This window comes from Agromyces sp. 3263, assembly GCF_031456545.1.
In the GTDB taxonomy this organism is placed as follows: domain Bacteria; phylum Actinomycetota; class Actinomycetes; order Actinomycetales; family Microbacteriaceae; genus Agromyces.
The window spans coordinates 1092143-1114187 of sequence record NZ_JAVDUV010000002.1 but is presented as its reverse complement, the minus strand read 5'-3'; the positions used below and the strand labels follow the sequence as shown (position 1 = coordinate 1114187).

The 22045-nt window shown below is 71.5% G+C and carries 22 protein-coding genes; 13 read left to right on the top strand and 9 right to left on the bottom strand.

Annotated elements, in window-relative coordinates:
* Positions 1-294 precede the first annotated feature (294 nt).
* On the top strand, positions 295-1623 hold the full coding sequence (locus J2X63_RS18440; RefSeq protein WP_309980200.1) for a PhoH family protein: 1329 nt from the start codon (positions 295-297) through the stop codon (positions 1621-1623).
* A 96-nt stretch (positions 1624-1719) separates the two neighbouring features.
* Here J2X63_RS18440 and J2X63_RS18435 read toward each other — a convergent pair whose 3' ends face one another.
* The 5 genes from J2X63_RS18435 to xseA all read right to left on the bottom strand — a co-directional run bounded on the left by J2X63_RS18435 (position 1720) and on the right by xseA (position 6083).
* Positions 1720-3132 carry a class II fumarate hydratase gene (locus J2X63_RS18435; protein ID WP_309979962.1) on the bottom strand — a complete coding sequence of 471 codons (1413 nt, stop codon included), beginning with the start codon at positions 3130-3132 and terminating at the stop codon, positions 1720-1722.
* Positions 3133-3206: 74 nt separating this feature from the next.
* On the bottom strand, positions 3207-3866 hold the full coding sequence (locus J2X63_RS18430) for a carbonic anhydrase (protein ID WP_309979960.1): 660 nt from the start codon (positions 3864-3866) through the stop codon (positions 3207-3209).
* 11 nt (positions 3867-3877) lie between these two features.
* On the bottom strand, positions 3878-4522 hold the full coding sequence (locus tag J2X63_RS18425; RefSeq protein ID WP_309979957.1) for a DUF4245 domain-containing protein: 645 nt from the start codon (positions 4520-4522) through the stop codon (positions 3878-3880).
* Positions 4522-4770 (bottom strand): exodeoxyribonuclease VII small subunit, encoded by a 249-nt coding sequence (locus J2X63_RS18420; protein ID WP_309979955.1) that lies wholly within the window; start codon positions 4768-4770, stop codon positions 4522-4524. The genes J2X63_RS18425 and J2X63_RS18420 overlap by 1 nt, the downstream gene beginning before the upstream one ends.
* A 53-nt stretch (positions 4771-4823) precedes the next feature.
* Complete coding sequence (xseA, locus tag J2X63_RS18415) at positions 4824-6083, bottom strand: exodeoxyribonuclease VII large subunit (RefSeq protein WP_309979954.1); 1260 nt, start codon at positions 6081-6083, stop codon at positions 4824-4826.
* 100 nt (positions 6084-6183) lie between these two features.
* Between xseA and J2X63_RS18410 the strand changes: the two genes are divergently transcribed.
* The 4 genes from J2X63_RS18410 (at position 6184) to J2X63_RS18395 (ending at position 11915) form a co-directional block, all read left to right on the top strand.
* On the top strand, positions 6184-7227 hold the full coding sequence (locus J2X63_RS18410) for a 4-hydroxy-3-methylbut-2-enyl diphosphate reductase (RefSeq protein ID WP_309980198.1): 1044 nt from the start codon (positions 6184-6186) through the stop codon (positions 7225-7227).
* Between the two features lie 124 nt (positions 7228-7351).
* A complete protein-coding gene (locus tag J2X63_RS18405) occupies positions 7352-8056 on the top strand; it encodes a TetR/AcrR family transcriptional regulator (RefSeq protein WP_309979952.1) in 705 nt (234 codons plus the stop codon).
* A complete protein-coding gene (locus J2X63_RS18400; protein WP_309979950.1) occupies positions 8050-9783 on the top strand; it encodes an ABC transporter ATP-binding protein in 1734 nt (577 codons plus the stop codon). Before J2X63_RS18405 ends, J2X63_RS18400 begins: the two co-directional genes overlap by 7 nt.
* A complete protein-coding gene (locus J2X63_RS18395; RefSeq protein WP_309979949.1) occupies positions 9780-11915 on the top strand; it encodes an ABC transporter ATP-binding protein in 2136 nt (711 codons plus the stop codon). Before J2X63_RS18400 ends, J2X63_RS18395 begins: the two co-directional genes overlap by 4 nt.
* 73 nt (positions 11916-11988) lie before the next feature.
* On the opposite strand, the gene J2X63_RS18390 is transcribed toward J2X63_RS18395, so the two are convergent.
* Both J2X63_RS18390 and fbaA read right to left on the bottom strand, forming a co-directional pair.
* A complete protein-coding gene (locus J2X63_RS18390; RefSeq protein ID WP_309979947.1) occupies positions 11989-12627 on the bottom strand; it encodes a DUF6264 family protein in 639 nt (212 codons plus the stop codon).
* 7 nt (positions 12628-12634) lie between these two features.
* Positions 12635-13663, bottom strand: coding sequence for a class II fructose-bisphosphate aldolase (gene fbaA, locus J2X63_RS18385; RefSeq protein WP_309979945.1), 1029 nt, complete (start codon positions 13661-13663; stop codon positions 12635-12637).
* A 126-nt stretch (positions 13664-13789) separates the two neighbouring features.
* On the opposite strand from fbaA, the gene J2X63_RS18380 reads away from it, so the two are divergent.
* From J2X63_RS18380 to J2X63_RS18355, 6 genes are all read left to right on the top strand, one after another.
* On the top strand, positions 13790-14746 hold the full coding sequence (locus J2X63_RS18380) for a fructose-bisphosphatase class II (protein WP_309979943.1): 957 nt from the start codon (positions 13790-13792) through the stop codon (positions 14744-14746).
* Between the two features lie 145 nt (positions 14747-14891).
* On the top strand, positions 14892-15893 hold the full coding sequence (glpX, locus tag J2X63_RS18375) for a class II fructose-bisphosphatase (RefSeq protein ID WP_309979941.1): 1002 nt from the start codon (positions 14892-14894) through the stop codon (positions 15891-15893).
* 46 nt (positions 15894-15939) lie between these two features.
* Complete coding sequence (locus J2X63_RS18370) at positions 15940-17313, top strand: MFS transporter (protein ID WP_309979939.1); 1374 nt, start codon at positions 15940-15942, stop codon at positions 17311-17313.
* 70 nt (positions 17314-17383) lie between these two features.
* Positions 17384-17773: a VOC family protein gene (locus J2X63_RS18365; protein ID WP_309980196.1), complete on the top strand. Its 390-nt coding sequence runs from the start codon at positions 17384-17386 to the stop codon at positions 17771-17773.
* 37 nt (positions 17774-17810) lie between these two features.
* Entirely contained in the window at positions 17811-18122 is a 312-nt protein-coding gene (locus J2X63_RS18360; RefSeq protein ID WP_309979937.1) for a hypothetical protein, read from the top strand.
* Between the two features lie 11 nt (positions 18123-18133).
* Positions 18134-18487 carry a hypothetical protein gene (locus J2X63_RS18355; RefSeq protein WP_309979935.1) on the top strand — a complete coding sequence of 118 codons (354 nt, stop codon included), beginning with the start codon at positions 18134-18136 and terminating at the stop codon, positions 18485-18487.
* 164 nt (positions 18488-18651) lie between these two features.
* On the opposite strand, the gene rmuC is transcribed toward J2X63_RS18355, so the two are convergent.
* Positions 18652-20004, bottom strand: coding sequence for a DNA recombination protein RmuC (gene rmuC, locus J2X63_RS18350; RefSeq protein ID WP_309979933.1), 1353 nt, complete (start codon positions 20002-20004; stop codon positions 18652-18654).
* Between the two features lie 75 nt (positions 20005-20079).
* The gene (locus J2X63_RS18345) at positions 20080-20697 is read right to left on the bottom strand and encodes an exonuclease domain-containing protein (protein WP_309979931.1); all 618 of its coding nucleotides are present in this window, start codon (positions 20695-20697) and stop codon (positions 20080-20082) included.
* 154 nt (positions 20698-20851) lie between these two features.
* Here J2X63_RS18345 and J2X63_RS18340 point away from each other — a divergent pair, with 154 nt between their 5' ends.
* Positions 20852-21211, top strand: coding sequence for a nuclear transport factor 2 family protein (locus tag J2X63_RS18340; protein ID WP_309979929.1), 360 nt, complete (start codon positions 20852-20854; stop codon positions 21209-21211).
* Positions 21208-22044 (top strand): class I SAM-dependent methyltransferase, encoded by an 837-nt coding sequence (locus J2X63_RS18335; RefSeq protein WP_309979927.1) that lies wholly within the window; start codon positions 21208-21210, stop codon positions 22042-22044. Before J2X63_RS18340 ends, J2X63_RS18335 begins: the two co-directional genes overlap by 4 nt.
* Position 22045: the final 1 nt, after the last annotated feature.

Below are 22045 nucleotides of genomic sequence, written 5' to 3'. Positions count from 1 at the left end.
GCCGGCCGCACGCGCCGGGGTCGCGGCCTCCGCTCGGCGGCGCACGCACTCGTGCGCGGCATCCCGTCGTCGGCGTGTGAACACGGTGTGAACTGTTCGCGTGTCGGACCGACCGGTGTCGGATGCCCGACGTACGCTCAACCCATCGGGCAAGGTGTCCGATCGAGTCGGCTCGTGAACCGCTCGTAGGAGGATCGCCGGCCGGCGCGAGAGCCGAGCGGAATGCTCGGGGCAGGAGCGGTCGTGGCCTCACTCGAAACCTCCCAGTCCGTCGGTCGGTCGTCGAATCGCAAGATGCGGCCGGATGCCTCGGCGCCCACGGGCGCCGCGCAGTCCGAGCGGACGTACGTGCTCGACACCTCGGTGCTCCTGTCGGACCCCCGGGCGCTGTTCAGGTTCGCCGAGCACGCGGTGGTCCTTCCCGTCGTCGTCATCACGGAACTCGAAGCCAAGCGCAACGACCCCGAGATCGGGTACTTCGCGCGCCAGTCGCTGCGGATCCTCGACGAGCTGCGCGTCGAGCACGAACGACTCGACTTCCCCATTCCGGTGGGCGACGGCGGCTCGCTGCGGGTCGAGCTCAACCACTCGAGCCCCTCGGTGCTGCCGAGCGGACTCCAGCTCGGCGACAACGACTCCCGCATCCTCGCCTGCGCGGCGAACCTCGCCAACGACGGCGTCGCCGTGACCGTGGTCTCGAAAGACCTGCCGCTCCGCGTCAAGGCCGCATCGATCGGCCTCGACGCCCAGGAGTACCGGGCCGAGCTCGCCCTCGACTCCGGGTGGACGGGCATGGCCGAGCTGTCGCTCGGCTCCAACGACATGGCGAAGCTCTACGAGCACGAGCGCATGACGACCGACGAGGTGCAGGGCATGCCCGTGAACACCGGGCTCGTCATCCACTCCGAGCGCGGCTCGGCGCTCGGCCGCGTCGTCGGCGAGCGCGAGGTCCGGCTCGTGCGCGGAGACCGCGACGTCTTCGGCGTGCACGGTCGCTCGGCCGAGCAGCGCCTCGCGATCGACCTGCTCCTCGACCCCGAGGTCGGCATCCTCTCGCTCGGCGGTCGGGCCGGCACCGGAAAGTCGGCCCTCGCCCTCTGCGCCGGGCTCGAGATGGTGCTCGAACGCCAGCAGCACAAGAAGATCATGGTGTTCCGCCCCCTGTACGCGGTCGGTGGCCAGGAGCTCGGCTACCTGCCGGGCGACCAGGGCGAGAAGATGAACCCATGGGGCCAGGCCGTGTTCGACACGCTCGGCTCCGTCGTCTCCGACAACGTGCTCGAGGAGGTCGTCGATCGGGGCATCCTCGAGGTACTGCCGCTGACGCACATCCGCGGGCGCTCCCTGCACGACGCGTTCGTGATCGTCGACGAGGCGCAGTCGCTGGAGCGCAATGTGCTGCTCACCGTGCTCTCCCGCATCGGCCAGAACTCGCGGGTCGTGCTCACCCACGACGTCGCGCAGCGCGACAACCTGAGGGTGGGCCGCCACGACGGCGTCGCGAGCGTGATCGAGACGCTGAAGGGGCATCCGCTGTTCGCCCACATCACGTTGACCCGCTCGGAGCGCTCGGCCATCGCTGCGCTCGTGTCGGAGATGCTCGACGGGGCGGAGCTGACCTAGGGTCGGTCGGCTCGCGCGGAGGAGATCGGCGCCGAGGGAGGCCGGGCGATTCGCCCGATCCTCCGCTCGTGCGGATCTCCTCCGCGAGGGCGCGGGTCAGGCCTGCGGCGGGCGCGTCATCGAGAGCAGGTCCAGTGCGGCGTCGAGCTGCTCCTCGGTGAGCTCGCCGCGCTCGACGTAGCCGAGGTCGATCACGGCCTCGCGCACCGTGATGCCCTTCGCCACGGAGTGCTTCGCGATCTTCGCGGCGGCCTCGTAGCCGATGAGCTTGTTGAGCGGCGTGACGATCGAGGGCGACATGCCGGCAAGGGCGGTGGCGCGCTCGACGTTGGCCTCGAGGCCGTCGATCGTCTTGTCGGCCAGCACCCGCACCGAGTTGGCGAGCAGCCGGATGGACTCGAGCAGCGCGGTGCCCATCACGGGGATCTGCACGTTGAGCTCGAACGCTCCGGATGCCCCGGCCCAGGCGACCGTGGCGTCGTTGCCGATGACGCGCGCCGCGACCATGAGCACGGCCTCGGGCACGACGGGGTTCACCTTGCCGGGCATGATCGACGAGCCCGGCTGCAGGTCGGGGATCGACAGCTCGCCGAGGCCGGTGTTGGGGCCGGAGCCCATCCAGCGCAGGTCGTTCGCGATCTTGGTGAGGCTCACGGCGATGGTGCGCAGCGCCCCGGATGCCTCGACCAGGCCGTCGCGGTTGGCCTGCGCCTCGAAGTGGTCGACGGCCTCGGTGATCGGCAGCTCGGTCTCCTGCTGCAGCAGCTCGATCACGAGCTGCGGGAAGCCGGCGGGCGTGTTGATGCCCGTGCCGACGGCGGTGCCGCCGAGCGGGACCTCGGCGACGCGGGGGAGGGCCGAGCGCACGCGCTCGATGCCGAGGCGCACCTGGCGGGCGTAGCCGCCGAACTCCTGGCCGAGGGTGACGGGCGTCGCGTCCATGAGGTGGGTGCGACCGGCCTTGACGACGCCGGCCCACTGCTCGGCCTTCGCCTCGAGCGCGACCGCGAGGTGGTCGAGCGCGGGGATCAGGTCGTCGATGAGCGCGGCGGTCACCGCGATGTGCACCGACGTGGGGAAGACGTCGTTCGACGACTGCGACGCGTTGACGTGGTCGTTGGGGTGCACGGGCGAGCCGAGCTTCTGCGTGGCGAGGGTCGCGAGCACCTCGTTCATGTTCATGTTCGACGAGGTGCCGGAGCCGGTCTGGTAGACGTCGACCGGGAAGTGCGTGGCGATGTCGTGCTCACCCGCGATGACCTCGTCGGCGGCGTGCTCGATGGCCTGCGCGATGGCGGGGTCGAGCACTCCGAGGCGGGCGTTCGCCTGCGCTGCGGCCTTCTTGATGCGCGCGAGCGCCTGCACCTGCTGGACCTCGAGGCCGGAGCCCGAGATGGGGAAGTTCTCGACGGCGCGCTGCGTCTGCGCGCGGTAGAGCGCTGACGCGGGAACCCGCACCTCGCCCATCGTGTCGTGCTCGATGCGGTAGTCGGCGGCGTTGTCCACCACGGTGTGATCCCCTTCGGTTGCGTGCCGGGGCTCGGTTCGCGAGCCCGGGCCGGCGAGTGCCGCGAATGCGGCGGTCAGATGCGTCCGACGACGATGTCGGTCTCGGCGCGACCCTCGACCAGGCGGTAGTTCGCGCCGACGATAGCCAGCGTACCCGCTGCGATCGCGTCGCTGATCATCTCGGAGCTCTCGAGGAGCTCGGCCACGGTGTCGCGCAGGTGCTCCCGGCCGACGTAGCTCGCGTCGACATCGGAGGCCGAGATCGGTGCCCCGGCCTCGACGCCGGCGACGCGACGGACGGCGGGGACGATGCGGTCGACGAGGCTTGCGATGTGCGCGGGCAGCGGCGGAGCGTCGTCGCCCTGGGAGTCGATCGCGGCGCGGACGGCACCGCACTCGTCGTGGCCGAGCACGAGGATGAGTGGCACGCCGAGCACTCCGACCGCGTACTCGAGCGAGCCGAGCACCGAGTCGGAGATCACCTGTCCGGCGTTGCGCACCACGAAGGCGTCGCCGAGGCCGACGTCGAAGATGATCTCGGCCGACAGGCGCGAGTCGCTGCATCCGAAGATCGCGACCAGCGGACGCTGCTGGTGGGCGAGGGACGTGCGGTGATCGACGTCCTGACGGGGGTGCTGCGGCTCGCCGGCGATGAAGCGCTCGTTGCCGCGGCGAAGTTCACGCCAGGTGTCGGCTGGGGTGGTGGGGCGTTCCGTCGTCGGCTGCTCGCTCATGGCGGCTCCTCTCAGCGCTGGGCGTCGATGGCGGGAACGAGCGCGGTCGCGATCGTCTCGAACTCCTCGGGCGTGCCGGTGCCGAGCAGCACGAACGTGCTGTCGCCGGCCTCGGTGGTGAGGCCGTACCGGGCGTTGCCCACGTCGTCGCCGGTCTGGCGGTTGTCGTACACGGTCCACTCGACGCCGTCGACGGTGACGGTGCTCGTGGCGATGGTGCGGGCGAGGAGCTCGGCGACCCAGGTGGGGTTCGCCTCGAGGCCCTGGTACATGCCGATGTACTCGTCGCTCGGCGTGAGGTAGCCCGCGTACCACGCGGTCACCCCGTCGACGGAGGACTTGCGGAGCTCGGCGGCGTTGGCGCGCCACCCCTCGGGCAGGTCGGGCACGGCGAGCGGCACGTCGCTCACGACCTGCGCCTGCTCGGCGACGGCCGCCACGTCGATGTCGCGCTCCATCGCGGTGTCGCTGCGCGGCACCAGCAGCACGATGACGAGGACCACGAGGAGGCTCGCCGCCAGGGCGAGCACGAGGTTCTTCAGCGTCTGCCGCTGCCGGTGCTTGCGGGAGTTCTCGGCCTTGCGCGCCGCGGTCTCCTCGGGCGTCTCGGGCCGGCCCAGTTCGGCGACGACGCGCGGCGGCTTCGGTGCCGCCATCAGCGAGCGCTGCCGTCGTCGGATGCCGCAGGCGCACCGCGCCCCGACCCGGCCCGCGCGGCGTCGAGGCGTGCCTTCGCGCCGATCAGCCACTCCTCGCACCGTGCGGCGAGCGCCTCGCCGCGCTCCCACAGCGCGAGCGACTGCTCGAGCGTGGCGGAGCCCTGCTCGAGCTCGGCCACGACCTGCACGAGCTCGTCGCGTGCCTGCTCGTAGCTCAGCGACGCGACATCCGTGGTGGGGGGCATGCGTCCATTCTATTCGGCCGCACCGACCCTCCCCGGCGGCGTCGGCCGGAGCTCTACTCGGCCGCGCGAGTGCCACTGCCGGCGGCGCCGGGGGCCGTGCGAACGATCGCGCCCGTCGACACGGCGCCGAGCGCGCCCTCGGCCAGGGTGAGCGTGAGGCGGGCACCCTCGGGGGCGCCGTCGGGGCCCCGCAGCACATGCCCGTCGTCGCCCTGCACGATGGCGTAGCCGCGATCGAGCGTCGCCTGCGGCGAGAGGGCGCGCAGGTGTCCGCGCAGCTCGCCGACCCGCCCCGACTGCTTCTCGATGCAGCGCTCGACGAGCTCGGCGCCGCGTGCCACCCACCTCGTGAGCTCTTCGGCTCGGCGGTCGACGATCCAGCCGGTGTCGGCGAGCACGGGACGGGCGCGGAGGTGGCCGATGCGGTCGATCTCGCGGCCGAGGATCGACGACAGGCGCATGCCCAGGCGCGCCCGCACCTGCTCGACCCGCACGAGCTCCTCGGCGACGTCGGGCACCACGCGCTTCGCGGCATCCGTCGGCGTGGACGCCCGGAGGTCGGCGACCTCGTCGAGGAGCGGGCGGTCGGCCTCGTGCCCGATCGCCGAGACGATGGGGGTGGATGCCGCCGCGGCCGCTCGCACGACCCGCTCGTCGCTGAACCCCAGCAGGTTCTGGAAGTCGCCGCCACCGCGCGCCACGATGATGACCTCGACCTCTGGGTCGGCGTCCAGCCGGCGGATGGCGTTGACGACCTCGGGCGCGGTGCGGTCGCCCTGCACGGATGCGTAGGCGGTGCGGAACTCCACGGCCGGCCAGCGCAGGCGGGCGTTGCGCAGCACGTCCTGTTCGGCGTCGCTGTCGCGCGCGGTCACGAGGCCGACGACCGCGGGCAGGAACGGCAGCCGCTTCTTGCGGCCCTGGTCGAACAGGCCCTCGGCGGCGAGCTGCGACCGCAGGCGCTCGAGGCGCTCGAGCAGGTCGCCCAGCCCGACGTGCTTCATGTCGTAGACCTGCATCGAGAGCGAGCCGCCCTTGACCCACCAGCTCGGCTTCACGAGGAGGATCGCGTGATCGCCCTGCTTGAACTCCTCGCCGAGGCGGGCCTTCACGGACGACCACATCGTGAACGAGATGGTGGCGTCGGCGTCGAGGTCTTTCAACTTGCCGTAGACATTGCCCCCGGAGACGCCCCACTGGGTGATCTCGCCCTCGACCCACACGGTGCCGAGCCGGTCGAGATACTCCTTGAGCTTGCCCGAGAGCAGCGCGACGGGCCACGGGTGCTCACGTGTGGCCGGTGCCTCCGTCATCGCGTCTCTCCCTGTTCGCCCGCAGCCGATGGCCCCATCACGCCCACGTAGGATGGAATCCGTGACCTCTACGACGGATTCCCCACGGATCGGTCTCGGCATGCCTCGCGTGCCGGGCGTGCGCGGCCGGCTCAAGGATATCCCGGTCCCCGGACACAAGCGGGTGCTCCTCGCCGCCCCCCGGGGGTACTGCGCCGGCGTCGACCGTGCCGTGATCGCCGTCGAGAAGGCCCTCGAGCACTACGGTGCCCCCGTGTACGTGCGCAAGCAGATCGTGCACAACATCCACGTGGTGACCGAGCTCGAGCAGCAGGGCGCCGTCTTCGTCGAGGAGGTCGACGAGGTGCCGCCCGGCGCCCACGTCGTCTTCAGCGCGCACGGGGTCTCACCCGCCGTCGTCAACGCCGCCGCCGACCGCGGCCTGCACGCCATCGACGCCACCTGCCCGCTCGTGACCAAGGTGCACCGCGAGGCCGTGCGCTTCGCGCGCGACGACTTCGAGATCCTGCTCATCGGCCACGAGGGCCACGAGGAGGTCGAGGGCACCGCCGGCGAGGCGCCCCAGCACGTGACCATCGTGAACAGTCCCGACGACGTGGCGAGCATCGAGGTGCGCGACCCCGACAAGGTGGTGTGGCTCTCGCAGACCACGCTCTCGGTCGACGAGACCATGGAGACGGTTCGGCGACTGCGCGAGCGGTTCCCGAACCTGCAGGACCCGCCGAGCGACGACATCTGCTACGCCACCCAGAACCGCCAGGTCGCGATCAAGAAGGTGGCGACCGACGCCGACCTGGTGATCGTGGTCGGATCGGCGAACAGCTCTAACAGCGTGCGCCTCGTCGAGGTGGCGCTCGAGTACGGCGCCAAGGCCGCCTACCGCGTCGACTACGCGAGCGAGGTCAAGCAGGAGTGGCTCGACGGCGTCGAGACCGTCGGCGTGACGAGCGGGGCATCCGTGCCCGAGGAGCTCGTGAAGGAGTTGCTCGACGCCCTCGCCGACGCCGGCTACGGCGACGTCGCCGAGGTCAAGACGGCCGAGGAGGACCTCATGTTCTCGCTGCCGAAGGAGCTGCGCCGCGACCTCGCGGGCAACCGCGACGCCCGGGCGCTCGGCGGCCGGACGACCGCGCCCCGCGCGTGACCGCCGCAGCCTGACCGACCGCATTCGAACGCCTCGGCGACCTTGGGTCGCCGGGGCGTTCGCCGTCCGCGGACACGGGTGACTCCGCTTGCGGAGTGAGCGCTCACTCATTATTCTCGCTCGCATGCCCACCACCGTGCGAACCAGCCGTGCGAAGCCGATGTCCGTCGATGAGCGCCGTGCGTCGATCGCGCGAGCGACCCTTCCCCTCCTCGTCGCACTCGGTCGCGACGTGACCACCAGGCAGATCGCCGAGGCCTCCGGCGTCGCCGAGGGCACGCTCTTCCGCGTCTTCGACGACAAGGAGGCGATCATCGACGCCGCCGTCGAGGAGTTCCTCGATCCCGAGCCCTTCCGCGCGGCCCTCCGGCAGATCGACCCGACGCTGCCGCTCGAGCTCAAGGTCGAGCTCATCCTCGACCGGTTCCTCGACCGCTTCACGGGGATCTTCGGCGTGTTCGCGGCGCTCGGCGGCAAGCCCCGCCCGCCCCAGTCGGCAGAGCCCGAGGTCATCTTCGGCATCTTCGAGGAGCTGCTGGCCCCCGACCTCGAGGCGCTCCGGGTGTCGCCCGCCGACGTCTTCAAGTTCGTGCGGCTCGTCGCATTCGCCTCGGCGATGCCGCACTTCGGTCCGACCACCGGGCTCGACGTCGACACGCTCGCGCACCTCGTCGTGCACGGCATCGCGCGCGAGTCGTCCGCCGGCCCCGCGGCGTCCGCCGACCCTGCGGCATCCGCCGACCCTGCGGCATCCGCCGACCCTGCGGCATCCGCCGACCCTGCTGCGTCCGCCACCCACTCCACCGACGAGGAGTCCGACCCATGCTGATGAAACTGCTCGGCCGCCACCTGCGGCCCTACTGGGCGCTGCTCGCAGCGGTCGTCGTCTTCCAGCTCGCGCAGTCCATCGCGTCGCTCTACCTGCCCACCCTCAACGCCGACATCATCGACGAGGGCGTGGCGAAGGGCGACACGGCGTACATCGTCTCGACCGGCGGCGTCATGCTGGGCGTGACCCTGTTGCAGGTCGCCTGCGCCATCACGGCCGTCTACTTCGGGGCCAGGGCGGCCATGGGGTTCGGGCGCGACGTGCGGTCGGCCGTGTTCCGCCGCGTCGGCGACTTCTCGGAGCAGGAGGTGTCGCGGTTCGGGGCGCCGAGCCTCATCACCCGCACCACGAACGACGTCATGCAGGTGCAGATGCTCGTGCTCATGGGCTGCACCATCCTCGTGTCCGCGCCCATCCTGGCGATCGGCGGCGTGATCATGGCGCTCCGCGAGGACCGGGCGCTGTCGTGGATCATGGTCGTCGCCGTGCCCGTGCTGCTCATCGCGCTCGAGCTGATCATCTCCCGCATGGTGCCGCTGTTCCAGTCCATGCAGCAGCGCATCGACGGCGTGAACCGGGTGCTCAGGGAGCAGCTCACCGGCATCCGCGTCATCCGCGCGTTCGTGCGCGAGGGCGTCGAGGGCTCGCGGTTCGAGGAGGCCAACGACGCGCTGACCGACACGGCGTTGCGCGCCGGCCGGCTGTTCGCGCTCGTGTTCCCGGTCGTGATGCTCGTGCTGAACGTCTCGAGCGTCGCCGTGCTCTGGTTCGGCGCGTTCCGGGTCGAGGACGGCTCGATGCAGATCGGCTCCCTCACGGCGTTCCTCAGCTACCTGATCCAGATCCTCATGGCGGTCATGATGTCGACGATGATCGCGTTCATGCTGCCCCGTGCCGCGGTGTCGGCCGGCCGCATCGGCGAGGTGCTCCAGACCGCCCCGACCGTCGCCGACCCCGAGTCGCCGGTGATGGCGCTCACCGCGCCGGGCACGGTCGAGTTCCGCCACGTCGAGTTCGCGTACCCGGGCGCCGAGGAGCCGGTGCTCCACGACGTCAGCTTCACAGCCCGACCGGGCGAGGTGACGGCGATCATCGGCTCGACGGGCGCCGGCAAGACGACCATCGTGAACCTCATCGCCCGGCTCTTCGACGCCACCGGCGGCAGCGTGCGCATCGGCGGTGTCGACGTGCGCGAGCTCGACTCCGACCTGCTCAACGCCCAGCTGGCCCTCGTGCCCCAGAAGCCCTACCTCTTCGCCGGCACCGTCGCTTCGACGCTGCGCTACGGCGATCCGGATGCCACGGACGCGCAGCTGTGGGACGCACTCGAGGTCGCCCAGGGTCGCGACTTCGTCGCGGCGATGCCCGGGCAGCTCGACGCGCCCATCGCGCAGGGCGGCACGAACGTCTCGGGCGGCCAGCGTCAGCGGCTCTCGATCGCCCGGGCGCTCGTGAAGCGACCGCCGATCCTCGTGTTCGACGACTCGTTCTCGGCGCTCGACACCGCGACCGACGCGCGACTGCGGGCCGCCCTCGCCCGCACGCTGTCGCACACCACGATGATCGTGGTCGCCCAGCGCGTCGCGACGATCGTGAACGCCGACCGGATCCTCGTCGTCGACGACGGCCGGATCACGGCGACGGGAACCCATGAGGAACTGCTCGCGACGAGCGAGGCGTACGCCGAGATCGTCGAGAGCCAGCTGAGCGCGGAGGCCGCGGCATGAGCACATCGAAGACCCCGGGCACCTCAGCCGCACCGTCGACGGCGGCGACCCCCGCGCCCGCAGCGCCCGCGCGCCTGCCCATGCCGCCGCGTCGCGGCCCGATGGGCGGCGGCCCGTTCGGCGGCGCCGGCATGCCCACCGAGAAGCCCGCGTCGTTCTGGCCGTCCGCGAAGCGCCTGCTCGGCCGACTCCGCCCCGAGCGGCCGCTCGTCGTCGCCGTGATCCTGCTCGGGATCGTGAGCGTCGTGTTCACGGTGTTCGGGCCGAAGCTGCTCGGCCAGGCCACGAACCTCATCTTCGAGGGCTTCGTCTCCTCGCAGATGCCCGCCGGCGCGACGAAGCAGCAGGTCGTCGACCAGCTCCGCGCGTCGGGCGACACCAGCCAGGCCGACATGGTGCAGGCGATGACCCTCACCCCCGGCCAGGGCATCGACTTCAACGCGCTCGCCATGGTGCTCGGGTGGGTGCTCGTGCTCTACGTGCTCGCGTCCCTGTTCTCGTGGGCGCAGGGCTACGTGCTGAACGGTGTCACGCAGCGCACCGTGTACCGCCTCCGCGAGGAGGTGCAGGCGAAGATCCACCGGCTGCCGCTGTCGTACTTCGACCGGATGCAGCGCGGCGAGCTGCTCTCGCGGGTCACGAACGACATCGACAACATCTCGCAGTCGCTGCAGCAGACGATGAGCCAATTGCTCACCTCGCTGCTCACCGTGATCGGCGTGCTCGCCATGATGTTCTGGATCTCGCCGCTGCTCGCGGTCATCGCCCTCGTGACCATCCCGCTCACGATCCTCATCACCACGGTCATCGCCAAGCGCTCGCAGAAGCAGTTCATCGCGCAGTGGGCGCACACCGGCACGCTGAACGCGCGCATCGAGGAGGCCTACTCGGGCCACGCCCTGGTGCGGGTGTTCGGGCGGCGCCGCGAGGTGGAGCACGAGTTCACCGACAAGAACGAGGAGCTGCACGACGCGAGCTTCGGCGCCCAGTTCGTGAGCGGCATCATCATGCCGGCCATGATGTTCGTGGGCAACCTCGTGTACGTCGCCATCGCCGTGGTGGGCGGGCTCATGGTCGCCGCCGGCACCATCAGCCTCGGCGACGTGCAGGCGTTCATCCAGTACTCGCGCCAGTTCACCCAGCCGCTCAGCCAGCTCGGCTCCATGGCGAACCTGCTGCAGTCGGGCATCGCGAGCGCCGAGCGCGTGTTCGAGCTGCTCGACGCCGACGAGCAGACGCCCGATCCCGTCGAGCCCGAGGCCGGCCCTGCAACGGACGACACGGGGCACGCGGCATCCGGCCGGCTGGTCTTCGACGACGTCTCGTTCAGCTACGACCCCGAGAAGCCGCTCATCGACCACCTGTCGCTGACGGCGGAGCCGGGCCAGTCCATCGCGATCGTCGGACCGACGGGCGCCGGTAAGACCACGCTCGTGAACCTCATGATGCGGTTCTACGAGCTCGACGACGGCCGCATCACGCTCGACGGCGTCGACATCACCCGGATGACCCGCGACGCGCTGCGCTCGCGCATGGGCATGGTCCTGCAGGACACGTGGCTGTTCACGGGCACGATCCGCGAGAACATCGCCTACGGCCGGCCCGGTGCGACCGAGGACGAGATCATCGACGCGGCGAGGGCCACCTACGTCGACCGCTTCGTGCGCACGCTGCCCGATGGCTACGACACGGTGCTCGACGACGAGGCATCGAACCTGTCGGCGGGCGAGAAGCAGCTCATCACGATCGCGCGGGCGTTCCTCTCGCAGCCCGCCGTGCTCATCCTCGACGAGGCGACGAGCTCGGTCGACACCCGCACCGAGCTGCTGCTGCAGAACGCGATGAACGCCCTGCGCCGCGACCGCACGAGCTTCGTCATCGCGCACCGGCTGTCGACGATCCGCGACGCCGACCTCATCCTCGTGATGGAGGACGGGCGCATCGTCGAGCAGGGCACGCACGGCGAGCTGCTCGCCGCCGACGGCGCGTACACGCGGCTCTACGAGGCGCAGTTCGCGGCGCCGGCCGAGGAGGTCGAATCGGTCGAGGAGCCCGCGGGCGTGCCGGGCGTCATCGCCGGCGATGTCGACGAGGAGGCAGCCGAGACGGCGTCGCAGCCGGTCAGGAGCTGAGCGGCACGATCGAGGCCGGCGCTCCGGGGCTTCCCCCGGCTCGCCGGCCTCGGTCATGCGTGCCGCCGGAGGCTCAGGTGCGCGTCGCGGTGAGCTGGTCGATGAGCGACGGGTCGCCGCTCAGGGCGATCGCGGTGCACACGAACAGGGCGACGGCCGCGAGCACCCCCGCCGCCAGCGGCAGCCAGAACGACGGGCGGCGGGCGCGGATGAGCGCGACCGACCCGACCGCGGCGACCACCCAGATGACCACCTGCAGGATCGAGCCGATGAGGATGAGCCCCGGGATCTCGGGCCCGGGCGTGTAGGGGTCGATGCCCTCCTGCGTGTGGAGGAGCTGCAGCGACTGGGGCAGCGCCTGCAGCACGCCGACCGACAGCCATGCGCCCAGCACGCCGATGACGAGCAGCAGGATCGTCACGGCGCGGTCGGCCGGGCGCGCCGGACGGTGCTCGCGAGCGGATGCCGCTGCGACGGCGTGCGGCGACGGCGTGTGCGGTACCCGCGGCGCGGGCGGGGCCGTCATCTGCGGCGCCGGGTCGGACGTGGTCTCGCCGGGCGGCGGGGTCCACGTCCAGCCCTCGGGCGCGTACTCGCCGTACCTGGGGCGTGGCCGCTCGTCGCGCGGTGCGGACGGGGGCGCGGGAACCCCCTCGGGGGTCGACCTGGGGGCCGACTCGTCGGGGGTGCCCGCGGCGTGCTCTTCCGGCATCCGGAACCTAGGCGCTGATCGACTGCCCGGCGGAGCCGAGCTGCCTCGTGGACTCGCCGACGCGTGCGGCCATCGCGGTCTCGGCGACCTTGCCCCAGGCGCGCGGGTCGTAGAGCTTCTTGTTGCCGACCGAGCCGTCGACCTTGAGCACGCCCTCGTAGTTGGAGAACATGTAACCGGCCACGGAGCGCGTGAAGGCGTACTGCGTGTCGGTGTCGATGTTCATCTTGACGACGCCGTTGGCGACCGCGGTGGCGATCTCCTCGTCGGTCGAGCCCGAGCCGCCGTGGAAGACGAGGTCGAGCGGCTTCGGACCGGTGCCGTACTTGGCGGCCAGGCCGTCCTGGATCTCCTTGAGGAGCTCGGGCTTCAGCTTCACGTTGCCGGGCGCGTAGACGCCGTGCACGTTGCCGAACGTGAGGGCGGCCATGTAGCGGCCCTGCTCGCCGAGGCCGAGGGCCTCGACCGTCGCGATGGCGTCGTCGAGGGTCGTGTAGAGGTGCTCGTTGATGTCGTGGCTGACGCCGTCCTCCTCGCCGCCGACGACGCCGATCTCGACCTCGAGGATGGCGTTGATCGCCTTCATGCGGGGGAGGATCTGCTTGGCGATCTCGAGGTTCTCGTCGAGGGGCACGGCCGAGCCGTCCCACATGTGGGACTGGAAGATGGGGTTGCGGCCGGCCTTGACCTCCTCCTCGGAGGCGGCGATGAGCGGGTAGACGAAGTCGTCGAGCGCGTTCTTCGGGCAGTGGTCGGTGTGCAGGGCGACCGTGATCGGGTAGGACTTCGCCACCTCGTGGGCGAACTTCGCGAAGGCGAGGGCGCCCGTGGCGCGGGCCTTGACCGTGTGGCCGGCGAAGTAGTCGGCGCCGCCCGTCGTGACCTGGATGATGCCGTCGGAGCCCGCCTCGGTGAGGCCCTGCAGCACGGCGTTGAGCGTCTGCGAGGAGGAGACGTTGAACGCCGGGAAGGCGAAGCCCTTCGCCTTGGCGGTGTCGAGCATCTCGGCGTACTGCTCCGGGGTTGCGATGGGCATGGTGCTCCTTCGAGGTCACGTCAGGGTTCGCGTCCGAGTCTAGCGAGGTGGCGAGGAGTGCTCATGAGTCGCGGATGCCGGGGCCGCGCGTCGTCCGAGCGGTCGGCGATGGGAGAGGATGGCCCGATGCACGACGACACCACCGTCTTCCCTCCGCAGCTCCGCGCGGCGCTCGCCGCCGCCGTTCGGGCGGCCGCCGACGCGGCGGTCCCGCTCGTGGGATCCGGTGACGCCGATGCCGTCGACGCGGCCGCGGTCGACGCCCTGCGCGTGGCGCTCGCCACGGTGCCGGCGGCGCTGCGCGTGATCGCCGGCGAGGGCGAGAAGGACGGGGCGCCCATGCTCGAGCCGGGCGAGCGCTTCGGCACGGGCGGCGGACCTCTGCTCGACCTCGTCGTCGACCCGGTCGACGGCACGCGCCTGGCGGCGGCCGGCCGGCCCGGCGCCATGGCGATCCTCGCGGTGGCGCCGACCGGATCGTTCCTCGACCTCGGGCCCGCGTACTACCTCGACAAGCTCGTGCACGCCGGACCCGACGCCGGCCTCATCCTCGGCGACCCGGTGCCCGACCTGCTGGCGCGGCTGGCCGAGGCACGCGGCGTGCCGGTGCGCGAGCTCCGGGTGGCCGTGCAGGCACGGCCCCGAAACGTCCGGGTCGCCGGCGAGGTCGAGCGCGCCGGGGCGCGACTGCGCGCGTTCGAGCACGGCGACATCGAGCGCGTCGTGCACGCCGCGGCATCCGGAGGCGCGCTCGACCTGCTGCTGGGCGTGGGCGGCGCACCCGAGGGGGTGCTCGAGGCGGCCATCGTGCGCGCCCACGGCGGCGTCATGCAGGGCCGCTTCGCGCCGCAGTCGCGGCGCGAGGCCAGGCGGCTCGCCGATGCCGGCATCGACACGGACCGCGTGGCGAGCCTCGACGAACTCTGCGGGGCAGCGGCGTTCGTGGCCGCGGCACCGGTCACGCCGAGCGCTCTGGGCCCGGCCGCGACCGCGCTCGTCGAGGTCGTCGGCGGGCCGCTGGCCGAGGCGCTGCCGTCAGGTCGGCAGGGTCGGCGCGCGGCGCAGCCGTTGCCCCAGGGTTAAGAAGCTCGATTCTTTCAGCGCCGTTCAGCCCGAATCCATCACGGCGACGACGCCGGATCCCTAGGCTTGGAGCGCGGGCGTCACCCTGCCCGCGCGACGGCCGCGATCGCCGGGGCCGATGACACAGCGTCCGGGAGGACCCTCCATGGTGAGCACCGATACGGCAACCCTGTTCCTGCACCCCGACCGCAACATCGCGCTCGAGCTCGTGCGAGCGACCGAGGCGGCCGCGATCCGCTCCTCCCCCTGGATCGGACGCGGCGACAAGCTCGCCGCCGACGGAGCCGCGGTCGACGCCATGCGCGCCTTCCTCGGCACCGTCAACTTCGACGGCGTCGTCGTCATCGGCGAGGGCGAGAAGGACGCGGCCCCCATGCTCTTCAACGGCGAGCGGGTCGGCAACGGCCGTGGCCCCGCCTGCGACATCGCGGTCGACCCGATCGACGGCACCTCGCTCACCGCCGCGGGGCGCCAGAACGCGCTCTCGGTCATCGCGGTGGCCGACCGCGGCACGATGCTCGACGCGTCATCCGTCTTCTACATGGACAAGATCGTGACGGATGCCTCGGGCATCGGCGTCGTCGACATCCGCAACCCCATCGGGGAGAACCTGCGCGCGCTCGCCGCGGCGAAGGGCAAGGAGGTCGGCGAGCTCCGCGTCGCCGTGCTCAACCGCCCGCGCCACGAGCAGCTCATCGCCGACATCCGCGCGGCCGGCGCCGGCACGCGCCTCATCAGCGACGGCGACGTCGCGGGCGGCATCAACGCCGCGCGCTACGAGTCGCGCATCGACATGTGCGTCGGCATCGGCGGCAGCCCGGAGGGCATCACCACGGCGTGCGCGATCAAGGCGCTCGGCGGGTTCATGCAGGGCCGACTCGCCCCGAAGGACGACGCCGAGCGGGCGCGCGGCGAGGCGGCAGGGCTCGACTGCGACCAGGTCTACGAGCTCGACGACCTCGTGCGCAGCGACAACACGTTCTTCGTCGCGACCGGCGTGACCGACGGCGAGCTCGTCGACGGCGTGCGGCGCAAGGGACCGATCATCCGCACCGAGAGCATCGTGCTGCGCGGTCGGTCGGGCACGATCCGCCGTATCGTCGCCGATCACCACGTCGAGAAATGGCTCGACAAGACCGACCGCTGACCGGATGCCGCGGGCGGATGTCCGCGGTGCACGCGAGAATGGGCCGATGACCGACGCGACCACGCTGCCGCGCGCCCTTCGCCCGTTCTCGTCGGGCCAGTACCGCCTGCTCGTCGCGGCGCTCGCCGCGTCGCTGCTCTCGGCCGGAGCGTGGCTCGTCGCATCCGTGTGGCAGGTCGTCGAGCTCGGCGGTTCGCCCATCGACCTGTCGTACGTGGCGGTCGGGTCGAGCCTGGGCCTGGTGCTCGCCGTGCTCATCGGCGGCGTCGCGGCCGACCGCATCCCGCAGCGGCGCATCCTCATCGTCGTCGAGATCGTCCGCGGGCTCGCGTTCGCCGTCGCCGCGGTGCTCGCGGCGACCGGGGTGATCGAGGTATGGCACATCGCCGTGCTCTCGTTCGTGCTCGGCCTCGCCGACGGCTTCTTCTATCCGGCGTACTCCGCGTGGCTGCCGGCGATCCTGCCGGCCGGGCAGCTGCTCGCCGCGAACGGCATCGAGGGCGTGCTCCGCCCCGCGGTGATGCAGGCGGCCGGCCCCGCACTCGCGAGCCTGCTCATCGCCGTGCAGGCGCCGTGGCTCGCGTTCGCAGCCGTCGCCGTGCTGCAGGTGGTCGCCGCGGTCGTGCTCGCCGTGATGCGCACGACCCCCGTGCGCCGCGACCTCGACGAGGTAAGGGCGCATCCGGTGCGCCAGTCGTTCATCGACCTGCGCGACGGGTTCGCCTACCTGTTGCGGACCCGATGGCTGTTCGCCACGCTCGTGTTCTCGATCGTCCTGGTCTTCCTCATCATGGGGCCGATCGAGGTGCTCCTGCCGTTCGCCGTGAAAGACCAGACGGGCGGCGGCGCCGGCGCGTTCGCCCTGGCGCTCGGCGCCTTCGGCCTGGGCGGCGCGGTGGGCTCGCTGACCGTCGCGTCACTGCGACTGCCGCGCCGCTACCTCACGCTCATGATCCTGGCGTGGGGCGTCGGCTGCGTGCCGCTCGCGATCATCGGGCTCACCTCATGGCTGTGGGTCATGGTGATCGCCCTGTTCATCGTCGGCGTGCTGTTCGACGGTGCCCAGGTCGTCTGGGGCACGCTGCTGCAGCGGCGGGTGCCGCCCTCGATGCTGGGCCGGGTCTCGAGCCTCGACTTCTTCGTCTCGCTCGCGCTCATGCCCATCTCGATGGCGGTCGCCGGTCCCGTCGGTGAGGCGATCGGGCTCGCGCCGGCGTTCCTCATCGCCGGGCTGGTGCCGCCGTTCCTCGCGTTCGCCACGCTGGCGCTGGCACGGCTGAAGGACGACGAGCTGGCGCATCCGCTCGACGGCCACGCCGACGTCGACGCCGTGACCGGAGCCGAGGCGGCGGCCGGGTTCGAAGCGCCGGCGGACGAACCGCATCCGCGTGCGCCGGCCGACGAGCCGCTCCGCGAGTGACGGTTGCGGCCCTCGGCCTCGACGCGAGGGCGCCGCGTGTGCGAGGGTGGGCGCGAACAAGGGGGATCCGATAGTGGACATCAACGATGCGTTCCCGGGCTTCAGCGTGCACGACGTCGACGCGGCCCGGACGTTCTACGGCGACGTGCTCGGACTGGGGGTCGAGGACTCGATGGGCGGCCTGAGGCTGACGTTGCCGTCGGGCCAGGGCGTGTTCGTGTATCCGAAGGCCGATCACGAGCCCGCGTCGTTCACGATCCTGAACTTCGAGGTCGCCGACCTCTCGCGCGCGGTCGACGATCTGAACGCCGCCGGTGTCGTGACGAAGATCTACACCGACCCGCACTCGTTCGGCACCGATGAACGCGGCATCGCCTGGGGCTCGAAGTCGGGTCAAGGCCCGGACATCTGCTGGTTCCGCGACCCTTCGGGCAACGTGCTCAGCCTCATCGCGCAGTGAAGCTCCGGCATGCTGCGGGAGCTGGTAGACCCGAGGCATGCAGGGGCAATCGCTGAATTCGCCGTGGGCGTCGAGCAGCGGCGTGTACACGCACACCTGGACGTTCCAGGTCACGCATCCCGGGCGCACGGTCGTCGAGGTCGCACTGACCTCGGTGAACAGCGTCGATGACGATGACGGCACCTTCGCGCGCTTCGGCGTCTCGCAGATCGTCAGCGACAGCGGGGTCGAGAACTTCGGTGATGACGGTCCGCCCGTGGTCGCTCGGGACGGCGTCACGAGCGTGAGCGTGCGGATGTTCGTGGTCAACTCGTTCGCCCGCGGATGCGTGGCACGCAACTTCTGGTGAGGAGCGGATCGATGATCGACGAGACGGCGAGCAGCGATCGGGTCGAGACCCGTCACCGAGTAAGCGTGCTGTGCGACCCCGAGACGGGGCGGGCGGTGCGCGGCCATACCTTCGTCGGCGTGGACGACGAGCTCTCGGCACCCGACGGGCGGGAGGCGCGCGAACGCGTGTTGCGCCAGGAGGCGAGGGCGGACCGTGCCTCCGCACGACTCCGCTTCGCCGACGCCGTGGCCGACCTTCGCATCGACGCTCCAGCAGAGCTCGAGGTGGTCGAGGACGTCGTCGTCGTGCGCCCCATCCGCCTGAAACGGCGCAACGTGGACCCTGGGATCCTCCACACACTGCCCGCGCAGCGTCGGGACTGACCATTCCGTCGCGCTGCTGCGGCGCGAGGACATGGACTTCAGATCGAACGGATCTCGGGGTCGATGTCGGCCGCGAAGGCATCGTCGGACGGTTCGGGGATCTCGATGGAGGTCTCATCGACGCATCGCCACGCCGGTGTGCCTCGACGAGTCGGCGGCGGGCGTCAGTCGCGAGCGACGGCGTCGGGCGACTCGAGCTGTCGGCGGATCTCGGGGTCGAGGTCGGCGCCGGTGCCCGAGACGAGCTCGAAGGCGGTGAGCTCACGGGGCGCCTCCTCGATGCCCCGCAGGGGCGCGAGCACCTTCGACTCATCGAGGGCGCCGAGCTTGCGCGCGGTCGGCAGCACCTGGCGCTCGAGCGAGCCCACGAAGGCGTTGTAGTCCTTCACGCTGCGCTCGATCGTGCGACCGAGCTTCTCGATGTGGCTCGCCGTGGTGGCCAGCCGCGAGTAGAGCTCGCGGCTCAGGTCGAACAGGGTCTTGGCCTCGTTGGTCAGCACGTCCTGCTGCCAGGAGAACGCCACGGTCTTCAGCACCGACCAGAGCGTGACGGGGGAGGCGAGGGCGACGCGCTTCGAGAAGGCGAACTCCATGATGCTCGGGTCGGTCTCGAGGGCGGCGGAGACGAGCGACTCGCTCGGGATGAACGCGATGACGAGCTCGGGTGAGGCGTCGAGCCCGTTCCAGTAGCCCTTGGAGCCGAGCGCCGTGATGTGCGCGCGCACCGCCTGCACGTGCTGCTTCATGAAGTCGGCGCGGCGGGCGGCCTCGGCCCCGGTCGCGGTCGCGGGGATCTGGCTGGCCTCGAGGTAGGCGTTGAAGGGCACCTTGGCGTCGACGGCGATGGACTTGCCGCCGGGCAGGCGCACGACCATGTCGGGCCGCCCGTGGCCGGAGTCGCTCGAGATGCTGGACTGCACGTCGAAGTCGACGCGCTCGAGGAGGCCCGCGGCCTCGACCACGCTGCGAAGCTGCGTCTCACCCCAGACCCCTCGCGTGCTGTTGGAGCGCAGTGCGGAGGCCAGCGCCTCGGCGGTCGAGCGGAGCCGCTCCTCGGACTCGGCGGCGGATTTCAACTGCTGCGACAGCTCGCCGTGCTGGAGGCTGCGCTGCGACTCGAGCTGTGTGACCTTCGACTGCATCTCGGTGAGCGACTGCTTCACGGGAGCCAGTGCCTGGAGCACGCGGCTCTCGGCCTGCTCACGCGCCTCGCGGGCCTGCTGCTCGGCGCGGTGCTGCTCGATGAGCTCGCGCTGCTGCTGCTGGGCGGCGAGGATCTGCTCACGCAGCGCCTCGGCGGTGGCCTGGGTGGCGGCGAGCTCCTCGCGGAGCAGCGACTTCGCCGCCTCCTCGCCGACGCGCACCTCGGCGAGCTGCGCCTGGTGGCGCGCCTCGATGAGCGCGGGGTCTTCGGCGACGGGCGCCGTCGGCGTGCGCCTCGACGACCAGACGGCGACCGCGAGGCCGCCGAGGACGGCGCCGACCAGGAGGCCGATGAGGAGTGCGAGGAGGTCCATGTCCACAGTGTGGCAGCGGCCGCCGACATCGCCCGGGCACGGTCCCGGCCGGGCGCGGATGCGCCCGCGCCGCGGCTACTGCAGCGCCATCGGGCCGTGCATCGCCCGCTGCTCGCCCGTGGCGACGGGACCGATCGCCCCGAACCGCACACGCGTCACGTGCGCGAGGCCGTCGAGGTCGTCGACCTCGTGGCGCTTCGCGGCGTGCACCACGATCGCGGCGCACGCCTCGGCGTCGGCGAGCGCGTCGTGGTGCGAGAAGTCCTCGAAGCCGGCGGCCATCGCCGCGACGGGCAGCCGGTACGACTCGAGGTGATACGTCTTGCGGGCGACCTGCAGGCTGCAGAGCGAGCGATAGTCGGGCACGGCCACGCCGACCGCCTCGGAGGTCTTCGCGATCACGGCCATGTCGAACCCGGCGTTGTGGGCCACGAGCACGTCGTGCCCGGCGAACTCGCGCAGCGCGGGCAGGTGCTCGGCCCAGCCGGGGGCATCCGCCACCATCTGCGGCGTGATGCCGTGGATGCGGACGTTCCACTCCGAGAAGTCGTTGTGCGGGAACGGCGGGCGGATGTACCAGTGCACCCGGTCGACCACCCGCCCGTCGCGAACCTTCACCAGCCCCACCGAGCAGGCCGATGCGCTCGACGAATTGGCGGTCTCGAAGTCGATCGCGGTGAAGTCCACTGGCACGCGTGCATCGTCGCACGCGGTCCCGACACGGCCGGGCGCGTCGCGCCGCGCGTCGGCGATCGGCGCCGAACGGGTTGACGGATGCCGCGGCCAGGGCGTGGAATGGCACAGGAACCCGCCGCGACGACGGCGTGCCGCGAGGCGAGGAGAGCGGATGACCGACCTGCCCCCACCGGTGGCGGAGGCGTTCGCCGCCACCAACGCCCGCGATCTCGCCCGCTTCGTCGCCGCCTTCGACGACGACGGCGTCATCGACGACTGGGGCCGCGAGTTCCGCGGTGCCGAGGAGATCGCCGAGTGGAGCCGCCGCGAGTCGATCGGCGTGCAGCAGACCTTCTCGGTCACCGACGTCCGGGTGGGCGGGAGCGGCGAAGGCGACGAACGTACCGACGAACCGCGCGACGTCGTCGTGCTCGCCGACGTCGGCGGCGGCGGGTTCAACGGCCCGTCCACCTTCACCTTCCGGCTGACGCCCGACGGGACGGCCATCGAGCGCATGGCGATCACGGCATGACCGACGCACCCACGCCCGCATCCGGTGCCGCCTGGGCTGCGGCATCCACTCCCGCCCCTGACCCGGCGAACGCACCGGGGCTCGTCGCCGACCCGGCCGACCCCGCGACCGTGCGCAGTGCGCGCTCGTTCGGCGCCGCGGCATCCGTGTACCACCAGTCGCGGCCCGGCTACCCGGTCGAGGCGGTCGCCTGGCTCGTCGGCGACGCGGTGCGCGTGCTCGACCTCGGCGCAGGCACCGGCAAGCTCACCGAGGCGCTCGTCGCGCTCGACCGCGAGGTCATCGCCGTGGATCCGGTGGAGGAGATGCTCGAGGAGCTCGAGGTCGCCGTGCCGGGAGTGCCGCGCATCCTCGGCACGGCGGAGGACATCCCCATCGAGGACGACGCCGTCGACGCCGTGGTCGCCGGCCAGGCCTGGCATTGGTTCCAGCCCGAGCGCGCCGTGCCGGAGATCGCTCGAGTGCTGAAGCCGGGCGGCATGCTCGGGCTCGTCTGGAACAGCCGCGACACGAGCGTCGACTGGCTGCGCCAGGCCGGCGAGCTCATGCACGAGCGCCACGACGCGAGCGCCACGTTCGAGAGCTACGTGCAGATCGGGCCGCCGTTCGGCGAGATTGAGGAGCACACGGTGCGGTGGAGCGAGCGGATGTCGCGCGCGCGGTTCCTCGACCTCGTCCGGTCGCGCAGCTACTTCATCACGGCGCCGGCCGAGGAGCAGGCGGCCACGATCGCCGCCCTCGAGACGCTGCTCGCCACCCACCCCGACCTCGCGGGGGCCGAGGAGCTCGCGGTTCCCTACATGACCCGCTGCTTCCGCGCCCGCCTGGGCTGAT

Excerpts from the sequence above, each read along its gene's own strand:
- J2X63_RS18395 (WP_309979949.1), top strand. The coding sequence starts at position 9,780 with ATGAGCACATCGAAGACCCCGGGCACCTCAGCCGCACCGTCGACGGCG.
- J2X63_RS18400 (WP_309979950.1), top strand. The coding sequence starts at position 8,050 with ATGCTGATGAAACTGCTCGGCCGCCACCTGCGGCCCTACTGGGCGCTG.
- fbaA (WP_309979945.1), bottom strand. The coding sequence starts at position 13,663 with ATGCCCATCGCAACCCCGGAGCAGTACGCCGAGATGCTCGACACCGCC.
- J2X63_RS18380 (WP_309979943.1), top strand. The coding sequence starts at position 13,790 with ATGCACGACGACACCACCGTCTTCCCTCCGCAGCTCCGCGCGGCGCTC.
- J2X63_RS18335 (WP_309979927.1), top strand. The coding sequence starts at position 21,208 with ATGACCGACGCACCCACGCCCGCATCCGGTGCCGCCTGGGCTGCGGCA.
- J2X63_RS18420 (WP_309979955.1), bottom strand. The coding sequence starts at position 4,770 with ATGCCCCCCACCACGGATGTCGCGTCGCTGAGCTACGAGCAGGCACGC.
- rmuC (WP_309979933.1), bottom strand. The coding sequence starts at position 20,004 with ATGGACCTCCTCGCACTCCTCATCGGCCTCCTGGTCGGCGCCGTCCTC.
- J2X63_RS18410 (WP_309980198.1), top strand. The coding sequence starts at position 6,184 with ATGCCTCGCGTGCCGGGCGTGCGCGGCCGGCTCAAGGATATCCCGGTC.
- glpX (WP_309979941.1), top strand. The coding sequence starts at position 14,892 with ATGGTGAGCACCGATACGGCAACCCTGTTCCTGCACCCCGACCGCAAC.
- J2X63_RS18340 (WP_309979929.1), top strand. The coding sequence starts at position 20,852 with ATGACCGACCTGCCCCCACCGGTGGCGGAGGCGTTCGCCGCCACCAAC.
- J2X63_RS18440 (WP_309980200.1), top strand. The coding sequence starts at position 295 with ATGCGGCCGGATGCCTCGGCGCCCACGGGCGCCGCGCAGTCCGAGCGG.
- J2X63_RS18355 (WP_309979935.1), top strand. The coding sequence starts at position 18,134 with ATGATCGACGAGACGGCGAGCAGCGATCGGGTCGAGACCCGTCACCGA.
- J2X63_RS18370 (WP_309979939.1), top strand. The coding sequence starts at position 15,940 with ATGACCGACGCGACCACGCTGCCGCGCGCCCTTCGCCCGTTCTCGTCG.
- xseA (WP_309979954.1), bottom strand. The coding sequence starts at position 6,083 with ATGACGGAGGCACCGGCCACACGTGAGCACCCGTGGCCCGTCGCGCTG.
- J2X63_RS18425 (WP_309979957.1), bottom strand. The coding sequence starts at position 4,522 with ATGGCGGCACCGAAGCCGCCGCGCGTCGTCGCCGAACTGGGCCGGCCC.
- J2X63_RS18430 (WP_309979960.1), bottom strand. The coding sequence starts at position 3,866 with ATGAGCGAGCAGCCGACGACGGAACGCCCCACCACCCCAGCCGACACC.
- J2X63_RS18390 (WP_309979947.1), bottom strand. The coding sequence starts at position 12,627 with ATGCCGGAAGAGCACGCCGCGGGCACCCCCGACGAGTCGGCCCCCAGG.
- J2X63_RS18405 (WP_309979952.1), top strand. The coding sequence starts at position 7,352 with ATGCCCACCACCGTGCGAACCAGCCGTGCGAAGCCGATGTCCGTCGAT.
- J2X63_RS18360 (WP_309979937.1), top strand. The coding sequence starts at position 17,811 with ATGCAGGGGCAATCGCTGAATTCGCCGTGGGCGTCGAGCAGCGGCGTG.